Origin of the sequence: Microbacterium hibisci (assembly GCF_015278255.1) — a bacterium.
Lineage (GTDB): Bacteria > Actinomycetota > Actinomycetes > Actinomycetales > Microbacteriaceae > Microbacterium > Microbacterium hibisci.
Map to the genome: position 1 here is coordinate 762,915 of NZ_JADIJC010000001.1, position 19,140 is coordinate 782,054.

Below are 19,140 nucleotides of genomic sequence, written 5' to 3' on the forward strand. Positions count from 1 at the left end.
AGGGCGCAGTCCGGTCAGTCGAAGAGGCGCATCACCAGGGCGTGCCAGGTGTTCGGGCCGACGATGCCGTCCGCCGGCGGCGCGAACATGCCCTGGAACTCGCGCACGGCGGTATCGGTCGCCGGGCCGAAGTCGCCGTCGACCACGAGATCTGCCAGAAGGGTCTGCAGCGCGCGCACCGCGTCGCCCTTCGGGCTCTCGGGCCCATCGTTCTGCCTCACGGTCATGATGAGGCTCGGCCAGTCGAGCTGGCCCAGGGTGGTCGAGATCTCGACCGCGCGCAGCGTCTGCTGGAAGGCACGCGTCGCCTGCCCGCTCTGCGGGCCGAACACGCCGTCGGCCGCGATGGTCGCGCCGCGGGCGCGCAGGAGGTGCTGTGCCGCGAGCACGCGCCAGTTCGTGGCCTGGGACGACCCCTGCTTCACGAGCGGCCACGGACGCGGACCGGGCACGAAGGTGCTGAGGAACGACCACGTCTCGCGGCCCGCGATGCCGTCGAGCGTGAGACCCCACGACTCCTGGAAGAACTCGACGCGCTCCTTGGTGATCGGGCCGAAGTTCCCGTCGACGGCGAGGACGGGCTCGCCGGGCGACCGCTGCAGGCCGAGCCGCTGGAGTGCGCGCACGGCATCGCCCGTCGATCCCTGCTTCACGGGGATGACCAGCTGCTGCCAGGTGAGGGGGCCGACGATGCCGTCGGCGGCGAGACCCTTCGAGGTCTGGAAGGCGGCGACCGCCGCGGCGGTCGCGGGCCCGTACACCCCGTCGAGGGCGACGGCGTGCCCGTGGGCCTTGAGCAGGTGCTGGATGCTCCAGGCCAGCTGGGTGGGCGTTCCCGGTGCGACGGTGCTCCACGGTTCGACGTTCATGACGACTCCTAGCGATGCGGATGGCGGGCGATCGCCCCCTTCGCTACGGAGGGGATCACGGGCGCCGTGATACCTCACGGTGCCGAGGTGACGGCATCCGTCTCCACCGCCTTCGCGTGCTGGAGCGAGAGCGGCACCGAGAAGGCGTCGTCGCCCGCGGTGTACCGCCCCTGCAGGCCCTGGGCGAGGATGCGCCAGGGGCGCTCGTTCGACGGCGTGGCGGCATTGCCGTCGTCGGGCAGGAACTGAACGTAGTCGTACGGGTGGCTCGCGGTGGCCGACAGCGGGACCGAGAAGGTGTCGACGGCGAGCACGCCGGCGGCGAGGTCGATCTGCAGCAGCCGCTGGAAGCCCGTGGCGCGCTCCCCCGTCGGCGTGCGGAACTCCTGATAGTCGCCGAGCGCCTCCACCACCGTGTGACCGGGGATGCCGCCGGCGTTCTCGGTCACGATCGCGCCCACCCCGTGGAAGTGTCCCGAGAGGACGAGCACGACGTTCCGGTTCGGCGCGACCACCCGCTCCCACAGCAGGTCGCCGTGCGAGACCCAGCGCGACGTGGTGGAGCGCTCGGCGCCGACGCCGCCGGTCGCCGGGGTGAGGTGCTCGTGCGTGGAGATCGCGATGTTCGCCCGCGGGTGCGCCGCGACGACCGCCTCCGCCCACGAGATCTCGCGCTCGCCGTAGGCGTACGGCAGCGAGATCATGACGAAGCGGGCTCCCCCGGCCTCGAAGGCCGACCAGTTCGCACTGTTGTCGTCGGGCGTGAGGGACCCGCCGTACCAGGGCTGGTCGCGGTACCGCGCGGGGCCGAAGTAGTCGTTGAACAATGCGTTGCTGACACCGCGCTTGTTGTCGTGGTTGCCGGGCAGCACGCTGTTGGCGATGCCCTTCGCGTCGAGCACCGCCTGCATGCGAGAGGCGAGCGCGTACTCGCGACGCGCACGGTCCTCGGGCTGCGCGGGATCGACCCAGTTCTGGATGAGGTCGCCGGTGTGCGTCACGAAGGCGAGCTTGCGGGCATCCGCGTTCTCGGCGAGCCAGGCCACCTGAGCCGCGTAGACCTCCGGATACGCCTCCGAGTAGTACTGCGTGTCGGTGACGTGCCCGATGGCGAGGTCGTAGTCTGCGGCGTCGGCTATCCCGTCGGGCTCCGAGACCGCGGTGTCGCCGGGCACGACCTGCACCAGCAGCTCGGCGACGCCCGAGACGACCTCGACGGGTCGCACGGATCCCTCGAGCGTCACGCGCGCGTCGGCCGCGGCATCCGCCGCCGTCGCGCCGCCCGCGGCCTCGTCGAGCGTCCGCCAAGCGCCTGCGGCCGCGACGGACGACGGCGTCCACACCGAGAGCCTCAGCAGCGCGCGACCCACCGTGCGTCCCTGCCAGGTCAGGGCGCTGCCGTCGGGCGGAACCGCCACGCGCAGGCGCACGTACGGCAGGCCGTAGGCGTCGTCGCGGGCGGCCGGCTCGGCGGTGGAGACAGCCCGCTCCTCAGGCGCGTCGAGTGCCTCGAGCGGCGCCGGCGACGACCCGGCGAAGGCTTCCACGACTTCCACGGGAGTGCCCTGCTTCACAGGGGCGGTCTGCACTCCCGACGCGGCGGGTGTGCCGACGGCGTCGTCGGCGGCGCTCGCGCGGGCGAGGTCGAGCGCTCTCGTCACCAGGTCATCGGTCGAGGGCGACCGCGGCCAGGCGCGCACCCCCGGGGTCGCGGCGGCGGGCACGAAGTCGGTCGCATCATCTCCCGTGAAGCCGGTGCGCTGGAGCGTCTCGCCGCGCAGCCGGTCCACCGCGAACGTCGACAGCGGCATGCCCTTCGTGCACGGACTGTCGCGGTCGATGCTGGCGTCCATCTCATTGCGGTGGTAGACGCCCACGCTGTCGACGCGGCGTCCCTCCGCGTCTTCGAGCCAGACCCCCGCACCCTCGAGCGCGAGCGCGACTTCGAAGCGCGCGTCCGCCGCGCCGGCGAGCGGAGTGCCGGCCAGCGCTGCCGTCCACGTCTCGTCGGGGGCGAGCACGGTGCGCGGCGCGATCACCGCGAGGTCTTCGACGCGGCGGAACCCGTCCACTCCGCACGCGACGAGCGTCCAGCCCGACAGGTCGACCTCGACGTCGCCGACATTCGCCAGCTCGACGAAGTTGCGGCGCGGCATCCCTTCGATCACCGGATCGTTGGCGAGTTCGCTGACGACGACACCCGGTCCGTCGCGGTACGAGAAGGCGGAGACGGATGCCGCGCCCGCGGCCGGCGCCGCGTTCTCGTCGCCGGGAGTGCGGGTCGCGATCGAGAAGCCGCCGTCGGGCTGCCGCTGCCAGCTCTCGCCGGTGCGGTAGTCCAGCGCGGAGGGCAGCTTGTCGCGACCGGTCTGGCAGGCCGTGTCTTCGTGGGACGACACGCCCACGCCGTCGACCCGCCGCCCGTCTGATGTCACGAGGAGCGCACCCGAGACGCTGTCCGCCAGAGAGGTGGCGGTACGCACGGAGGCGGCGCCCTCGAAGTCCGGGCCGCCGATGACGAGGCGCTCCCCCGGTGCGAGTGCGGCACCGGCACCGAACACGTGCTGCAGTGCCTCGGTCGGTGCGGCGCCGCTCGCCGTGCAGCGGTAGAGCCGCCAGCCGGTGAGCGCCACGGCGGTGGTAGCGGTGTTCCTCAGCTCGACGAAGTCGTCGCCGTGGCCGCCGGGACCCGCCGCGGCGATCTCGTCGATCCTCACGCCGGACGTCGCCGGACGAGGCAGCCCGTTCGACGCTCCCGGCGTCGCGGTGGCCCGCAGCCACCGGTCATCGGCGCCGCTCCCGAGTTCGAGTCGCTGCCAGCTCTCATCGAGCGCCGCGGCGGTGGTCACCGGCAGCTCGGCGCGCCCGCCGCACTCCGACATCATCGGGGCGGGATCGTCGGGGAACACGGCGACCGCGTCGACGACCGAACCCTCGGGGTCGACGACGACCAGGCCGTACCCGCGCTCCGACAGCCGTGCCGTGGCGAAGGCCCGCCGCTCTCCCGGCGCCAGGGCGACGCCGCGCAGATCGGCCTCGGGGTCGGTCGGGCGCGCCCGCAGTCCCTCGTCATCGCAGCGGTACACCGCGTAGCCGCTGAGCTCGACCGGATGCTCGCCGGGGTTCATGAGCTCGAAGAAGCCCTCAGAGCGCCCCGACGCTCGGGCGGGGGCGACCTCCGTCAGCCGGACGGCGCCTGACCTCGCCGGCATGCGCTCTGCGGCCACCGGTGCGGCGGGCGACGCGCCGGCGTGCGGTGCGGCGGGCGACGCGCCCGCGGGCGCTCCGGCGGCGGACGCGACCGCGGGCGATCCGGCGCGCGACGCGACCGGCGCGGCAGCGGCGCCGCCTGAGCCGCCGAGCGCCGCCGCCACCCCCACGAGGATCACGGATGCGGCGAGGAATGTGGTCACACGGTACGTGGCGTGCACGCCTCGACCGTGGCCCGCCGAGGTGAACCCGCGCGGGCGGCCGGGCGATCAGTCGGTGTACGTCGTCGAGACGGTCGGTTCAGCGCGCCGCCGCAGCGACGGCCTCGGCGACGATGGTCGCGTCGGTCACATCGTGTCCGGCGGAACCGCCACCGGGCCCGGCCGGTGCGTCGAACCCGTCGCGACCTCGGGCCGACAGGTGGACCGCATTCACGCCCGCGGCGAAGAGCGCCGGGATGTCGGCCGGCTGCACACCCCCACCCGCCATCACCTCCACCGCGCCGGAGCGGGCGGCGAAGCGCGCGAGGGCGTCGAGCCCGTCGATGGATCGAGCGGCACCGCCCGACGTGAGGACGCGGTCGACGCCCTCCGCCACGAGCGCGTCGAACACCGCGGACGGGTCGGCCGCGGCGTCGACGGCACGGTGGAACACGAGCGTCGCCGAGCCCGCGGCATCCCGCCATCTCCGCAATGCCTCGACATCGAGGTCGCCCGACGCGGTCAGCGCGCCCACCACCACGCCGCCCGCGCCGCGATCGACACAGGCGCGGATGTCGGCGGCGACGACCGCGACCTCCTCCTCGCTGTACACGAATCCCCCGCCGCGCGGGCGCACCAGCACATTCACCGCGGCAGGGGGGACCGCCGCGAGGACGGCCTCGAGCAGACCGAGAGAGGGCGTGATCCCGCCGAGCTCGAGAGCTTGGCAGAGTTCGAGTCGGGCGGCGCCCGCCTGCATGGCCGCCCGTGCGCCGGCGGGGTCTTGGACGGCGATCTCGACGGGACGCGCAGCTGACATGCCGCGAGCCTAGCCGGGCCGGAGCAGGCCCGCAGACATGGTGAGACCCGCCGCGCTCCGGGCGGCGGGTCTCTACGGATTCAGGCGAATCGCACGGGACGCGGTCCCGCGAAAAGGTCGCGGATCCAGACGCCCACCCGCGCGCCGACGTGGGCCGTCGGGCTCTCAGGGCCGATGGTGACGCCGCGATCGGCGATGCTGCGAAGAATCTCGTTCTCGCGATTCAGGGCGGCCGCCCGCTCGCGATCGAGCCGGTCGGCCGTGAAGGTCAGGCTGTACCCGTCCATGGCCGTTTCCTTTCGTGGTGCTCGCCGGTTGGCGAGGTATGAGTGCTGTGAGTCGCGGCCGGACCCTGGTGATACGCCCCGGCCGCGATCACAGCCGCTCATCGCCCACGATGCGCGCGCTGCCCGGGTCAGAACACGGGCACGCCGGCGCGGACCAGCCTCCAGTTCACGACATGGAAGTCCGCCGGATCGATGACGCCGGTGGCCGACGCGTACGCGACGATCGCCTCGCGGATCGCCACCTGGGCGTTGTAGACGACCGGGGCTGCGGCGACGTGCGGGAATCCACCGCCGCCGGACTGCCGGTAGTTGTTCACGGCGACGACGAACCGCTGGTCGGCCGCGACCGGCGTGCCGTCGAAGGCGAGATTCGCGATCCGCGAGCCCGTGACCTGCGAGATGTCGATGTCGTACGTCACGCCCGAGAACTGATCGAAGTTGTAGTCGGGCGTGCCGGCGGCGTTCGTCCAGGTGGCGGGGGCCACCGGCGCGCCCGGCGCCACGGTGAGGAAGTACTTGGCCGAGTACTCCAGGTAGTCCTTGATCTGCGCGCCCGTGAGCACCGACCCGAGGAGGGTGTTGTCGTAGATGTAGAGCCCCGCCACGTCCTTGATCGTGACCTCGCCGGCAGGGAAGGTCGCCGCACGGTTGAACGGGGCTGCGAGCGAGATGATCGGGAGGGATGCCTCGGGCGTGCCCGCGATCGCCTTCGAGACCGTGTCGATCTGGACGTGGTGGATGTAATCCAGGATCGCGGTGTCCTTCCAGCACGACTCGGCCGCGGACAGCTCCTCGGTCGAGGTCGCCACCGGCGTGTTCACATAGGCGACCACGGCATCGTGCTGCGCCTGCACGACCTGCACGAGCGCAGGATCCTCTGCGACCGTCTTGGTGTTCACCGTGTACGACTCGGCGGCCTCGACATGCCACTGCCCGCGCTCCATCATGAGCGTGAGGTCGAAGACGCTGACCCGCTGCCCCCAGCGCCCGGGCTCGCTCATGATGACCTGCTTGCCGGTGTCGGGGTTCGTCACGAGGCGCTTCGGCACGTCGTTGTGCGCATGGCCGAACAGGATGGCGTCGATGCCCGGCACCTGCTCGGCCAGCATCGCCGACGCGTTCTCGACGGGGATGTCACTGCCGTACGACGACAGTCCGCTGTCACCGGCGTGCACGCTGACGACGACCACGTCGACCCCCTCGCCGCGCATCACCGGCACCCACCGCGCGGCGGTCTCGACCACGTCGAGCACGTCCACGCGCCCGCTCACGTTCGCCTTGTCCCAGATCACCACGCCGGGGTTCGTGAGACCGAGCACGCCGACACGGATCGGCTTGTAGCCCGGCACCTTCATCTTCTTGACGATGTACGGCCGGTACGCCGGCTCGGTCGTACCCGCGTGCACGGCGTTCGCCGCCAGGGCTGGGGCATCCAGCTGCCCGATCCAGTAGTCGAGGAAGTCGAGACCGTAGTTGAACTCGTGGTTGCCGAGGGCGACGGCGTCGTAGCCGATCGCATTGAACTGCGCCGCGATGGGATGCACCGCTCCCGACTCGTCGACGGGATCGACCGTCGCGTAGTAGAAGCCGAGCGGAGAACCCTGGATGGTGTCGCCCGCGTCGAACAGCAGGGTGCGATCGCGGCCGCGGTCAGCGCGGATCTGGTTCACGACACTCGACACCCGCGCGAGGCCGATCGTGTTGCCGGCGCTGTCGCTGTAGGCGGCGTCCTTGTAGTAATCCCAGTTGAGCGCGTTGGCGTGGATGTCGGACGTCCCCATGACGGTGATCGTGACCGAGCGCCCGCCGGGCGCGGCCACCGCCTTCGGGGTCTGCGACCATCCGGCCGCGGCGAGCACGCTCGCCGCGGAGACGCCCACGAGGAAATTGCGTCGGCTGAGACCGGATCGGGCCGGGTTGTCGCCCAGGGGTTCGAGGTCGGATTCCGGCGCGCGTTCAGGCATGTGTTCTCCCATGGCGAGGATCACATCACGCGCGCGGCGGCGCCGACAAGAGCCACTCGATGAGGAATCTCTCAGCTACGCGAAAGGCCCGGCACCACGAGGTGGGTGCCGGGCCTCCGAGCCACGAGATGGGATCAGCGCGCAGCCGAGCCCTCGACGTAGTCCGCGTCCTGCTGCTTCCACGCGAAGAGCGAGCGCAGGTCCTTGCCCACCGACTCGATCGGGTGGGCGGCCGCCTTCTCGCGGAGCTCGAGGAACTCGACGGCGCCGTTGTCCTGGTCGTCGATGAAGCGCTTGGCGAACGCGCCCGACTGGATGTCGGCCAGGACCGCCTGCATGTTCTCCTTGACGCGCGGGTCGATGACGCGCGGGCCCGAGACGTAGTCGCCGTACTCGGCGGTGTCGGAGACCGACCAGCGCTGCTTGGCGATGCCGCCCTCCCACATGAGGTCGACGATGAGCTTGAGCTCGTGCAGCACCTCGAAGTAGGCGATCTGCGGCTGGTAGCCCGCCTCGGTCAGGGTCTCGAAGCCGTACTGCACGAGCTGCGAGACGCCGCCGCACAGGACGGCCTGCTCGCCGAACAGGTCGGTCTCGGTCTCCTCGGTGAACGTCGTCTTGATGACGCCGGCACGGGTGCCGCCGATGGCCTTCGCGTACGAGAGCGCGGTCGCCCACGCGTTGCCCGAGGCATCCCGCTCCACGGCGATGATGTCGGGGATGCCGCGACCCGCGACGTACTCGCGACGCACGGTGTGGCCGGGCGCCTTCGGGGCGACGAGGATGACGTCGACGCCCTCGGGCGCCTCGATGTAGCCGAAGCGGATGTTGAAGCCGTGCGCGAAGGCGAGCGTCTTGCCCGGGGTCAGCTTGTCCTTGATGCTCTCGTTGTAGATCGAGCGCTGGTGCTGGTCGGGCGCGAGGATCATGATGAGGTCGGCCCACTCGGCCGCGTCGGCGACCGACTTGACCTCGAAGCCCTCGTCCTGCGCCTTCTCGGTCGACTTCGAGCCGTCCTTGAGCGCGATGACGACCTCGACACCCGAGTCGCGGAGGTTCTGGGCGTGGGCGTGGCCCTGCGAGCCGTAGCCCACGATCGCCACCTTCTTGCCTTGGATGATGCTCAGGTCGGCATCGGCGTCGTAGAAGATCTCAGCCATCTTCGTGTTTCTCCTTGATGTAGTGGTCTTGCGGTCCCTGAGCCTGTCGAAGGGCCGTCTGTGGGTGGCGGACGCTTCGACAGGCTCAGCGACCGTGGTCTGGATTCAGCCGCGCAGCACGCGCTCGGTGATGCTCTTGCCGCCGCGGCCGATGGCGACGAGGCCGGACTGCGCCAGCTCCTTGATGCCGAACGGCTCCAGCGCGCGCAGGAAGGCCTCGACCTTGCCCTTGTCGCCGGTGACCTCCACCACGAGCGCATCCGGCGCGTAGTCGACGATCTGCGCGCGGAAGAGGCTGACGACCTCGAGCACGTTGGAGCGGTTCTGATTGTCGGCGCGCACCTTGATCAGCATGTGCTCGCGCTGCACGGATGCCGCGGGGTCGAGCTCGACGATCTTGATGACGTTGATGAGCTTGTTCAGCTGCTTGGTGACCTGCTCGAGGGGCAGCTCGTCGACGTCGACCACGACGGTGATGCGCGACAGACCGGGAACCTCGGTCACGCCCACGGCGAGCGACTCGATGTTGAACCCGCGGCGCGCGAACAGGCCGGCGACGCGGGTCAGCAGACCGGGCTTGTCCTCCACCAGGAGGCTCAGCACGTGACTCGGCATGGGGTCAGTCCTCCTGCTCGGCGAAGGCGGGCGAGTGGTCCCGCGCGTACTGGACGTAGCTGTTGCTGACGCCCTGGGGCACCATCGGCCACACCATCGCGTCGGCGCTCACGACGAAGTCGATGACCACCGGGCGGTCGTTGGTCGCGAGCGCCGTCTTGATCGCGGCATCCACGTCCTCCTCCTTCTCGACGCGGATCGCGAGGCAGCCGTATGCCTCCGACAGCTTCACGAAGTCGGGGATGCGGACGGTGCCGTGCCCGGTGTTGAGGTCGGTGTTCGAGTGGCGGCCGTCGTAGAAGAGGGTCTGCCACTGGCGCACCATGCCCAGCGACGAGTTGTTGATGATCGCGACCTTGATCGGGATGTTGTTGATCGCGCAGGTCGCGAGCTCCTGATTGGTCATCTGGAAGCAGCCGTCGCCGTCGATCGCCCACACGACACGGTCGGGCTCGGCCACCTTGGCACCCATGGCCGCGGGCACCGAGTAGCCCATGGTCCCCGCGCCGCCCGAGTTCAGCCAGGCGTTCGGACGCTCGTACTTGATGAACTGGGCCGCCCACATCTGGTGCTGGCCGACCCCGGCGGCGTACACGCCTTCGGGCCCGGTGAGCTCACCGATGCGCTGGATCACGTACTGGGGCGACATGAGCCCGTCGGTCGGCTGCGTGTAGCCGAGCGGGAACTCGTCGCGCAGACCGTCGAGGAACGACCACCACTCGGCGATGTCGAGCGTGCCGGCCGGGTTCGTCGCACGGTAGGCCGTGTCGAGGTCGACCAGCACGTCCTTGAGGTCGCCCACGATCGGCACGTCGGCGGTGCGGATCTTCGAGATCTCGGCGGGGTCGATGTCGACGTGCACCACCTTGGCGTTCGGCGCGAAGAGGGCCGCCTTGCCGGTGACGCGGTCGTCGAACCGCGCGCCCAGCGCGACGATCAGGTCGGACTCCTGCAGCGCGAGCACCGCGGGCACCGTGCCGTGCATGCCCGGCATGCCCAGGTGCTGCTGGTGCGAGTCGGGGAACGCGCCGCGCGCCATCAGCGTCGTGACGACCGGTGCGCCGGTGGATTCCGCGAGGGCGCGCAGCTCGTCCGACGCACGCGCACGCACGACGCCGCCGCCGACATAGAGCACCGGCTTCTTGGCCTCGGCGATGAGCTGCGCCGCGGCCTGGATCTGCTTGCCATGCGCCTTGGTCACCGGACGGTAGCCCGGGAGGTCGATCTTCGGCGGCCACACGAACGGCGCCTCCGCCTGCTGCGCGTCCTTCGTGATGTCGACGAGCACCGGTCCGGGGCGGCCGGTCGAGGCGATCTCGAAGGCGGCCGCGATCGCACCCGGGATGTCCTCGGCGCGCTTGACCAGGAAGGAGTGCTTGGTGATCGGCATCGTGATGCCCACGATGTCGGCCTCTTGGAAGGCATCCGTGCCCATCAGCGTTGAGAAGACCTGACCGGTGATGCACACGATCGGCACCGAGTCCATGTAGGCGTCGGCGATCGCGGTGACGAGGTTCGTCGCACCCGGGCCCGAGGTGGCCAGGGCCACGCCGACGCGGCCCGATGCCGCGGCGTAGCCTTCGGCGGCGTGCCCGGCACCCTGCTCGTGACGCACGAGGATGTGGCGGACGGACTCGTCGTCCATGAGCGGGTCGTAGACGGGCATGATCGCGCCGCCGGGAAGCCCGAAGACGTCGGTCACCCCCAGCAGATCGAGCGAGCGGACGACCGCTTCCGCGCCCGTGAGCACGGGCGTCGAGGCGGTGCGGGCTGGCGGCCGGGGAACGGCCGCGGCGGTATCGGCTGACATGGTGATTTCCTCAGCAGTGGGTCGGAGGGATGTCGGAAGCCAGGCTCAACCGGTCGTCGCGCCCTCTGCAGCGGAGCGCACGAGTCGGGAGTACTTGGCAAGGACGCCACGGGTATAGCGCGGGGGAAGCGGCTCCCAGCCAGAGCGGCGGGAGTCAAGCTCAGCCTCGTCGACGAGTAGGTCGAGAGTGCGAGCCGCGATATCGACCCGTATCAGATCACCATCGCGCACGAATGCGATGGGACCTGCGTCCACCGCCTCGGGTGCTATGTGGCCGATGCACAGGCCGGTTGTGCCGCCTGAGAATCGTCCGTCCGTCAAGAGTAGTACATCTTTTCCGAGCCCCGCGCCCTTGATGGCGGCGGTGATGGCCAGCATCTCGCGCATGCCGGGGCCACCCTTGGGGCCCTCGTAGCGGATCACGACGACGTCGCCCGCGGCGATCTCGCCGGCCTCGAGCGCGTCCATCGCGGAGCGCTCGCGCTCGAACACGCGGGCCGGGCCCTCGAAGACGGCCGCGTCGAAACCGGCGGTCTTCACGACGGCGCCCTCCGGCGCCATCGAACCGTGCAGGATCGTGATGCCGCCGGTCGCGTGGATCGGGTTGTCGAAGGTGTGGATGACCGTGCCGTCGATCGGGTCGGGGTCGAGCTCGGCCAGGTTCTCGGCGAGCGTCTTGCCGGTCACGGTGAGCGCGTCGCCGTGGAGCAGGCCCTCGTCGAGCATCGCCTTCATGATGACGGGGATGCCGCCGTGACGGTCGACGTCGTTCATGACGTACTTGCCGAACGGCTTCATGTCGGCCACGTGCGGCACCTTGTCGCCGATGCGGTTGAAGTCGTGCAGGCTGAGGTCGACATCCGCTTCTCGCGCGATCGCGAGGAGGTGCAGCACGACGTTGGTGGAACCGCCGAGGGCCATCGCCAGCGCGATCGCGTTCTCGAACGCCTCCTTGGTGAGGATGTCGCGCGTGGTGATGCCCTGGCGCAGCAGGTTGACGACGGCCTCGCCCGAGCGGTGCGCGAAGTAGTCGCGGCGACGGTCGGCCGAGGGAGGTGCGGCCGAGCCGGGGAGGCTCAGGCCGAGGGCCTCGGCGACGGAGGCCATCGTGTTGGCGGTGTACATGCCGCCGCAAGCGCCCTCACCGGGGGCGATCGCGCACTCGATGCGCTTGAGGTCGGCCTCGCTCATCTTGCCCGCGAGACACGCGCCCACGGCCTCGAACGAGTCGATGATCGTGACGTCCTTCTCGGTGCCGTCCGAGAGCTTGACCCAGCCGGGCGCGATCGAGCCGGCGTAGAGGAAGACGCTGGAGAGGTCGAGGCGGGCCGAGGCCATCAGCATGCCGGGGATGGACTTGTCGCAGCCCGCGAGCAGCACCGAGCCGTCCAGGCGCTCTGCCATGATCACCGTCTCGACCGAGTCGGCGATGACCTCGCGCGAGACGAGCGAGAAGTGCATGCCCTCGTGGCCCATCGAGATGCCGTCCGACACCGAGATCGTGCCGAACTGCAGCGGATAGCCGCCACCCGCGTGCACGCCCTCCTTCGCGCCCTGGGCGAGCCTGTCCAGGCTCAGGTTGCAGGGCGTGATCTCGTTCCAGCTCGACGCGATGCCGATCTGCGGCTTGTCCCAGTCCGCGTCGCCCATGCCGACGGCGCGGAGCATGCCGCGGGAGGTCGTGGCCTCGATGCCGTCGGTGACGACGCGACTGCGGGGCTTGATGTCGATGGAGTTGTCAGCGGGCGAATCGGGCTGGGCCATTGACTCAGTGTATTCCCGTGGGAACGGCGCCCCGGCCCGAGTGACGAGCCCGCGACGCCGCGTCAGCCGCGTCGTCGGGTGCGCTCCGCCGCGAGCTGCTGGAGCAGCTCCGCGAGCGCCGCGATGTCGGGCACGCGCACGCTCGCGGCCGTCTCGCCCGCGCCGACGCGCACACCGACGTCGTCCGGGCCGAGGCTGGCCAAGGCGTCCTCATCGGTGACGTCGTCGCCGGCGAAGAGCACCGCATCGGCGCCGAGGCGCTCCCGCAGCTCGGCGATGGCGGAGTCCTTGCCTTCGTGGCGGAACGCGAACTCGACGATGTTGTGCCCCGTGCGCCGCCGCCACTGTGGTGCCTCGGCCGCGACGAGGTCGTCGACGAGCCGGTTCGCCTCGGCCGCCACCTCGGGCGTCGCACGACGGGTGTGGACCCCGAAGCCGAACGTCTTCGGCTCGATCCACACGCCGTCGAGGCCGGCGGTCTGCTGCTCGGCGTGGGTGCGCAGCGCGTCGCGCAGCGCGACGTCGGCATCGTCTTCGCCGTGGCTGACGATCCCCTCCCCCGGCGACCAGAACTCTGCGCCGTGGGATCCGGCGAGCAGCACCCGCGAGGCGTCGTCGTGCTCGGCGATCACGCGCAGATCGACGAGGCTGCGACCCGACACGAAGGCCACGACGGTGTCGGGCGCGGCGACCAGCGCATCGACCGCCTCGCGTGCCGCGGGGAGCATCCTCGCGCTCATCGGCTCGTCGGCGAGGGGCGACAGCGTTCCGTCGAAGTCCAGGGCGACGAGAAGGAGATCGGATGCCGCGAGCCGGGCGATCGCGTCGCGCGCCGCGTCGGTGAGGGTCGAGCTCACGCGTCCACCTTCTCCTCGCTGCGGCGCAGCCGGCGCGCCTCTTCCAGCGCGTCGAGGAACGAGCGCGACCATCGGGCGACGTCGCTCTCGATCACCTTCTTGCGGAGCGCCCTCATGCGGCGCCCCTGCTCTGCGGTGGGCATCTCGATCGCGCGCATGATCGAGTCCTTCATGCCGTCGATGTCGTGCGGGTTGATGCGGATCGCGCTCGGCAGCTCGTCGGCCGCGCCGGCGAACTCGCTGAGCACCAGGACTCCCCTGTTGTCTATCCGGGATGCCACGTACTCCTTGGCGACGAGGTTCATGCCGTCGCGGAGCGCGGTCACGAGCATCACGTCGGCGGCGAGGAAGAGCGCCACCATCTCCTCGCGCGGATAGGCCTGGTGCAGGTACCGGATGGCGGTGTGGTCCATGGTGTCGAAATCGCCGTTGATGCGGCCGACCGTGAGCTCGATCTCGTCGCGCAGCTGCATGTACGCCTCGACGCGCTCGCGGCTGGGACTGGCGACCTGCACGAGGGTCACGTCCTCGACCGAGATGCGGCCGTCCTGGAGAAGCTCGCCGAACGCCTTCATGCGGTGGCGGATGCCTTTGGTGTAATCGAGACGGTCGACGCCGAGCAGGATCTTCTTGGGGTTGCCCAGGCTCTCGCGGATCTCGCGGGCGCGCGCCCGGACGTCGTCCCGGCGAGCCAGCTCGATGTACGACGTCGCGTCGATCGAGATCGGGAACGCCTTGGCCAGGGCCCGTCGCGTCGTTCCGTCGGGGTTCGGCACCGTGATGCCGGTGGCCTTCGTCTGGTAGCGGAACTGGCGCCGGACCGCGCGGGCGAAGTTGCCGGCATCCGCCACCCGCTGGAATCCGATCACGTCGGCGCCGAGCAGCCCCTCGAGCACCTGCCGCCGCCAGGGCAGCTGGGAGTAGAGACCGTATGCCGGGAAGGGAATGTGGTGGAAGTACCCGATGGTGAGGTCGGGCCGCGCGTCGCGGAGCATCTGCGGCACGAGTTGCAGCTGGTAGTCCTGCACCCAGACGGTGCCGCCCTCGGCGGCGACGGCCGCGGCCGCCTCGGCGAACCGTCGGTTGACCCGTACGTAGGTGTCCCACCAGACGCGGCGGTACCGCGGCTCGGCGATCACGTCGTGGTACAGCGGCCAGAACGTGTCGTTCGACATGCCCTCGTAGTACTTCTCCACCTCGTCGGCGCTCAGCGAGACAGGCACCAGGTGCGTCCCCTCGAATTCGAAGGGATCGACATCGATGTCGGGCTGACCGGGCCAGCCGACCCACGCGCCGTCGGCGCGTCGCATCACCGGCTCGAGCGCGGTGACCAGTCCACCCGGCGAGCGACGCCACCCCGGTTCGCCGTCGTCGTCGAGGACCCGGTCGACGGGCAGCCGGTTGGCGACGACGACGAGATCTGCGGTGGGGGCGGGCTCTGTCACGCGGTCTCCAGACGGTTCGTGGACTCGGCACGCTCAGGCTAACAGCGAGCCCGCGCCGGCCGTCCGGCCTTGACGAGCACGAGCACCCATGTCAAGGGGCGCATGCGTCGCACCTGCCGCGCTAACGTGGGCCCATGCGCAAGTACCTCTTCGGCACCGGCCTCTTCACCGCCTTCACGGGGGGATTGACGCTGCTGAGGGGTCTCCGTGAGAAGGAGCCGTTCACGTGGCGCCAAGTGCTGGCGTGGATCAGCTGGGGCATCTCGGTGGCCCTGGTGGTCGGCGCCATCGTCGATCTGCGCCGCGCAGGCAGCGGCAAGGAGATCGCGAAGGACTCCCCCGTCCACGGGAACGAGCGCGCCCTCCGCAAGGAGCGCGTCAAGCGGCAGATCGAGGACTGATCGCCTCACCCGCACGCTCCAGGTGCCACAACGCGCCGCGTCCTCTGCGAGGAAGCGGCCCGTCGCGACACCTCGGGTGACCGCCTGTCAGCGGGTCAGGATGAGCGCGTCTCCCTGCCCGCCGCCCCCGCAGAGCGCGACCGCGGCCGTACCGCCGCCGCGGCGCACGAGCTCGTGCACCGCGTGCACGACGAGCCGGTTGCCGGACGCGCCGATGGGGTGGCCGATCGCGATGCCCCCGCCGTGCGGGTTGACCACGTCGTCCGACAGCCCGAGCTCGGACTGGGAGCGGGCCACGACCGCGCCGAACGCCTCGTTGATCTCCACGATGTCGAGGTCATCGGCGGCGATCCCCTGCTTCGCGAGCGCCGTCTCGATCGCGCGCGCGGGCTGCGAGTGCAGAGAGTTGTCGGGACCTGCCACCTGACCGGACGCTCCCACGACCGCGAGCACGGACCAGCGGTTCTCATCCGCGTGCGAGCGGCTCGTGAGCACGACGGCCGACGCTCCGTCCGAGATCTGCGACGAGTTGCCGGCGGTGATCGACCCGCCCTCGGCGAAGGCGGGGCGCAGACCGGCGAGCGTGTCGACGGTGGTGTCGGGACGCACCCCCTCGTCCTTGGTCACGACGACGGCGTCGCCCTTCCGCTGGGGGATCTCGACCGGCACGATCTCGGCGTCGAACACGCCGGCCGCCTGCGCGGCTGCGGCCCGCTGGTGCGAGCGCGCGGCGACGGCGTCCTGCGCCTCGCGCGTGATCTCGAGCCGGCCGTTGTGCCGCTCGGTCGATGCGCCCATGCTCTCGCGGTCGTAGGCGTCGGTGAGACCGTCGTACGCCATGTGGTCGAGCACCTCGATCGAGCCGTACGCCCAGCCGTCGCGCGACCCCATCATGAGGTGCGGAGACCGCGTCATCGACTCCATGCCGGCGGCGACCACGACGGTCGCGTCGCCCACCTTGATCATGCGTGCCCCGTCGATGATCGCCGTCAGCCCCGACAGGCACACCTTGTTGACCGAGCTGGAGTGGACGTCCCACGGGATGCCGGCGCCGACGGCGGCCTGGCGCGCGGGGTTCTGACCGCTGCCGGCGGGCAGCACCTGACCCACGAGCACCGCGTCCACCGACTCGGCGGGGATGCCGCCCTGCGCGAGCGCGCCCTTGATCGCGGCGCTGCCCAGCTGCACCGCCGTCAGCGGAGCCAGCTGGCCCTTCAGCCGCCCCTGCGGGGTCCGCGCGGCGGCGACGATGACGATGTCGTCGTTGTTGTTCATGCTTCCACCTTGAGTTCGTCCGGGACCGTCAGCTCCGGCTCGGTGGCCGCGACCACCTCGTCCACGGTGACACCGGGGGCCACCTCTACCAGCACGAGTCCGGCATCCGTCACGTCGATGACCGCGAGGTCGGTGATGATGCGGTCCACGACACCACGGCCGGTGAGCGGCAGCGAGCACTCGCTCACGATCTTCGCCGAGCCGTCCTTCGCGACGTGCTCCATCAGCACGATCACCTTCGCGGCTCCGTGCACGAGATCCATCGCGCCACCCGGGCCCTTGACCATCTTGCCGGGGATCATCCAGTTCGCCAGATCGCCGCTCGCCGACACCTGCATCGCCCCGAGGATGGCGGCGTCGATCTTGCCGCCCCGGATCATCCCGAAGCTCGTCGCCGAGTCGAAGAAGGCGGCGCCGGGCAGCGTCGTCACGGTCTCCTTGCCGGCGTTGATGAGGTCGGGGTCGACGTGCTCCTCGGTCGGATACGGCCCGACGCCGAGGATGCCGTTCTCGGACTGCAGCACCACGGTGACGCCTTCGGGCACGAAATTCGGCACGAGGGTGGGCAGGCCGATGCCGAGGTTGACGTAGGCGCCGTCGGGGAGCTCCTGGGCGGCGCGCGCCGCCATCTCGTTGCGGGTGAGCGGCATGTCAGGCTCCTTCCGGCATCTCGCGCGCGGCGGCCTGGGCGACCGAGACCGTACGGCGTTCGATGCGCTTCTCGATGTCGGACCCGACCGCCACGACGCGGTGCACGTAGATGCCGGGCAGATGGATGGTGTCGGGGTCGAGCTCGCCCGGCTCGACGAGCTCCTCCACCTGTGCGATGCAGACGCGACCCGCCATCGCGGCCAGCGGGTTGAAGTTGCGCGCGGCCTTGTTGAAGACGAGGTTGCCGTGGCGGTCGCCCCGGAGAGCGTGCACGAGCGCGAAGTCGGTGACGATCGCCTCCTCGAGCACGTAGTCGCTCGCCGTGCCCGAGACGTCGAAGCTGCGGACGTCCTTGACCGGCGACGCGACCGCGATGCTGCCGTCCGCGGCGTAGCGACGCGGGAGCCCGCCCTCCGCCACCTGGGTGCCCACACCCGTCTGCGTGTAGAACGCGGCGATACCGGACCCGCCGGCGCGGAGCTTCTCGGCGAGAGTGCCCTGCGGCGTGAGCTCGAGCTCGAGCTCACCCGACAGGAACTGGCGCTCGAACTCCTTGTTCTCTCCCACGTACGACGACGTCATCTTGCGGATGCGCTTGGCGTTCAACAGGATGCCGAGCCCCCAGTCGTCCACACCGCAGTTGTTGCTCACGATGCTGAGGTCTCGCGTGCCCTGTGCGAGCAGCGCGTCGATCAGCGCGATCGGATTGCCCGACAGGCCGAATCCTCCCACCGCGAGCGAGGCGCCGTCGGGGATGTCGGCGACGGCCTCGGCCGCCGAGCCCCACGTCTTGTCGATCATTCTGCTCCTTTGCATCGACGTCCGACCTCATCCTGCGCCGGACGGCTGGAAGGTGCCACCCGTCCGCTTGCCATGTGGCCACGATGCGCCGTAGCGTCCATATCGTGGACAGCCCCGCCAAACGCAGCGTTCCGGGCGCCCAGTCGATCGCGCGGGCGGCCCACCTTCTGCGTCTGGTCACGTCGGGCGGAGCCGATGGGATGCCGGTGGCCGACCTCGCCCGGCGCGCCGATCTCACGCGGCCGACGACGCACCGGCTTCTCACCGCCCTGCGCCAGGAGGGCCTGGTCGACCAGGACGAGCACACGGGACGCTGGATGCCCGGACCGGAGCTGTTCCTCATGGGCACGGTCGCGGCATCCCGCTACGACATCACCTCGGTGGCACGCGACATCGTGCGGTCCCTCGCCGTGCGCACCGAAGAGAGCGCGTTCCTTTCGGTGCGCCGAGGGGACGAGACGGTCTGCCTGCTGCGCGAGGAGGGCAGCTTCCCGATCCGCTCCTTCGTGCTGTCGGAGGGCGTGCGCTTCCCGCTGGGCGTCGCGTCGGCCGGTCTGGCCATCCTCGCGTTCCTGCCGCCTCACGATGTGGACGCGTACTTCGAGCGCCACCCCGAGCTGCCCCGCGAGTGGGGAGCCGCGCACGGCGAACAGCGGCTGCGCTCCCGCCTCCGTGACACCCAGGAGCGGGGATACGCGGTGAACCCGGGCCTCATCGTCGAGGGCTCGTACGGCATCGGCGCCGCCGTCTTCACCCGCGAGGGTCACCCGCAGTGGGCGCTGAGCCTCACCGGCGTCGAGTTCCGCTTCGGCCCCGACCGGCTTCCCGAACTCGGCCGCACGCTCCTCGCGCATGCCCACCAGCTGACGACGCGCATCGCCGCCTCGCGCTGACACCGGTCGCAGCGTTTCGTCTGCGGGCGCCAGAGCGCCCTCCGCTCAACGACCGCGCTCTGGGATCCGGTCGTTGAGCGAGCGAGGAACGAGCGAGACGAAACGCCTCGGACGTCCG

16 protein-coding genes are annotated in these 19,140 nt (G+C 70.6%); 2 read left to right on the plus strand and 14 right to left on the minus strand.

The features are described 5' to 3' along the window. Positions 1–14: 14 nt before the first annotated feature. From IM770_RS03610 to IM770_RS03660, 11 genes are all read right to left on the minus strand, one after another. Positions 15–869 (minus strand): peptidoglycan-binding domain-containing protein, encoded by an 855-nt coding sequence (locus IM770_RS03610; RefSeq protein WP_203579719.1) that lies wholly within the window; start codon positions 867–869, stop codon positions 15–17. Between the two features lie 74 nt (positions 870–943). Further along, positions 944–4,300 (minus strand): lamin tail domain-containing protein, encoded by a 3,357-nt coding sequence (locus IM770_RS03615; protein ID WP_203579720.1) that lies wholly within the window; start codon positions 4,298–4,300, stop codon positions 944–946. Positions 4,301–4,379: 79 nt separating this feature from the next. Continuing rightward, positions 4,380–5,099: a copper homeostasis protein CutC gene (locus IM770_RS03620; protein ID WP_203579721.1), complete on the minus strand. Its 720-nt coding sequence runs from the start codon at positions 5,097–5,099 to the stop codon at positions 4,380–4,382. 80 nt (positions 5,100–5,179) lie between these two features. Continuing rightward, positions 5,180–5,386, minus strand: coding sequence for a hypothetical protein (locus IM770_RS03625; protein ID WP_203579722.1), 207 nt, complete (start codon positions 5,384–5,386; stop codon positions 5,180–5,182). Between the two features lie 128 nt (positions 5,387–5,514). After that, positions 5,515–7,350, minus strand: a complete 1,836-nt coding sequence (locus tag IM770_RS03630) for a 5'-nucleotidase C-terminal domain-containing protein (protein WP_239065618.1) — start codon at positions 7,348–7,350, stop codon at positions 5,515–5,517. Between the two features lie 134 nt (positions 7,351–7,484). Then, a complete protein-coding gene (gene ilvC / locus IM770_RS03635; RefSeq protein WP_372430634.1) occupies positions 7,485–8,615 on the minus strand; it encodes a ketol-acid reductoisomerase in 1,131 nt (376 codons plus the stop codon). Further along, positions 8,616–9,125 carry an acetolactate synthase small subunit gene (gene ilvN / locus IM770_RS03640; protein ID WP_203579725.1) on the minus strand — a complete coding sequence of 170 codons (510 nt, stop codon included), beginning with the start codon at positions 9,123–9,125 and terminating at the stop codon, positions 8,616–8,618. Between the two features lie 4 nt (positions 9,126–9,129). Continuing rightward, on the minus strand, positions 9,130–10,935 hold the full coding sequence (locus IM770_RS03645) for an acetolactate synthase large subunit (RefSeq protein ID WP_203579726.1): 1,806 nt from the start codon (positions 10,933–10,935) through the stop codon (positions 9,130–9,132). Positions 10,936–10,980: 45 nt separating this feature from the next. Beyond that, on the minus strand, positions 10,981–12,699 hold the full coding sequence (gene ilvD / locus IM770_RS03650) for a dihydroxy-acid dehydratase (protein WP_203579727.1): 1,719 nt from the start codon (positions 12,697–12,699) through the stop codon (positions 10,981–10,983). Between the two features lie 62 nt (positions 12,700–12,761). Then, positions 12,762–13,556 carry a trehalose-phosphatase gene (gene otsB / locus IM770_RS03655; protein WP_307785363.1) on the minus strand — a complete coding sequence of 265 codons (795 nt, stop codon included), beginning with the start codon at positions 13,554–13,556 and terminating at the stop codon, positions 12,762–12,764. Next, a complete protein-coding gene (locus IM770_RS03660; protein ID WP_203579729.1) occupies positions 13,553–15,001 on the minus strand; it encodes an alpha,alpha-trehalose-phosphate synthase (UDP-forming) in 1,449 nt (482 codons plus the stop codon). The genes otsB and IM770_RS03660 overlap by 4 nt, the downstream gene beginning before the upstream one ends. Positions 15,002–15,135: 134 nt before the next feature. Here IM770_RS03660 and IM770_RS03665 point away from each other — a divergent pair, with 134 nt between their 5' ends. Then, complete coding sequence (locus IM770_RS03665) at positions 15,136–15,402, plus strand: hypothetical protein (protein ID WP_203579730.1); 267 nt, start codon at positions 15,136–15,138, stop codon at positions 15,400–15,402. Positions 15,403–15,489: 87 nt separating this feature from the next. On the opposite strand, the gene IM770_RS03670 is transcribed toward IM770_RS03665, so the two are convergent. Genes IM770_RS03670 through IM770_RS03680 form a run of 3 tightly spaced genes read right to left on the minus strand, consistent with a single transcriptional unit; the run spans position 15,490 to position 18,129 of the window. Beyond that, positions 15,490–16,677 (minus strand): acetyl-CoA C-acetyltransferase, encoded by a 1,188-nt coding sequence (locus tag IM770_RS03670; protein ID WP_203579731.1) that lies wholly within the window; start codon positions 16,675–16,677, stop codon positions 15,490–15,492. Then, entirely contained in the window at positions 16,674–17,327 is a 654-nt protein-coding gene (locus tag IM770_RS03675; protein WP_203579732.1) for a CoA transferase subunit B, read from the minus strand. Before IM770_RS03675 ends, IM770_RS03670 begins: the two co-directional genes overlap by 4 nt. Before the next feature lies 1 nt (position 17,328). Then, positions 17,329–18,129 carry a CoA transferase subunit A gene (locus tag IM770_RS03680; protein ID WP_203579733.1) on the minus strand — a complete coding sequence of 267 codons (801 nt, stop codon included), beginning with the start codon at positions 18,127–18,129 and terminating at the stop codon, positions 17,329–17,331. An 83-nt stretch (positions 18,130–18,212) separates the two neighbouring features. Between IM770_RS03680 and IM770_RS03685 the strand changes: the two genes are divergently transcribed. Continuing rightward, complete coding sequence (locus IM770_RS03685; protein ID WP_239065619.1) at positions 18,213–19,022, plus strand: IclR family transcriptional regulator; 810 nt, start codon at positions 18,213–18,215, stop codon at positions 19,020–19,022. The last annotated feature ends 118 nt before the right edge of the window (positions 19,023–19,140 follow it).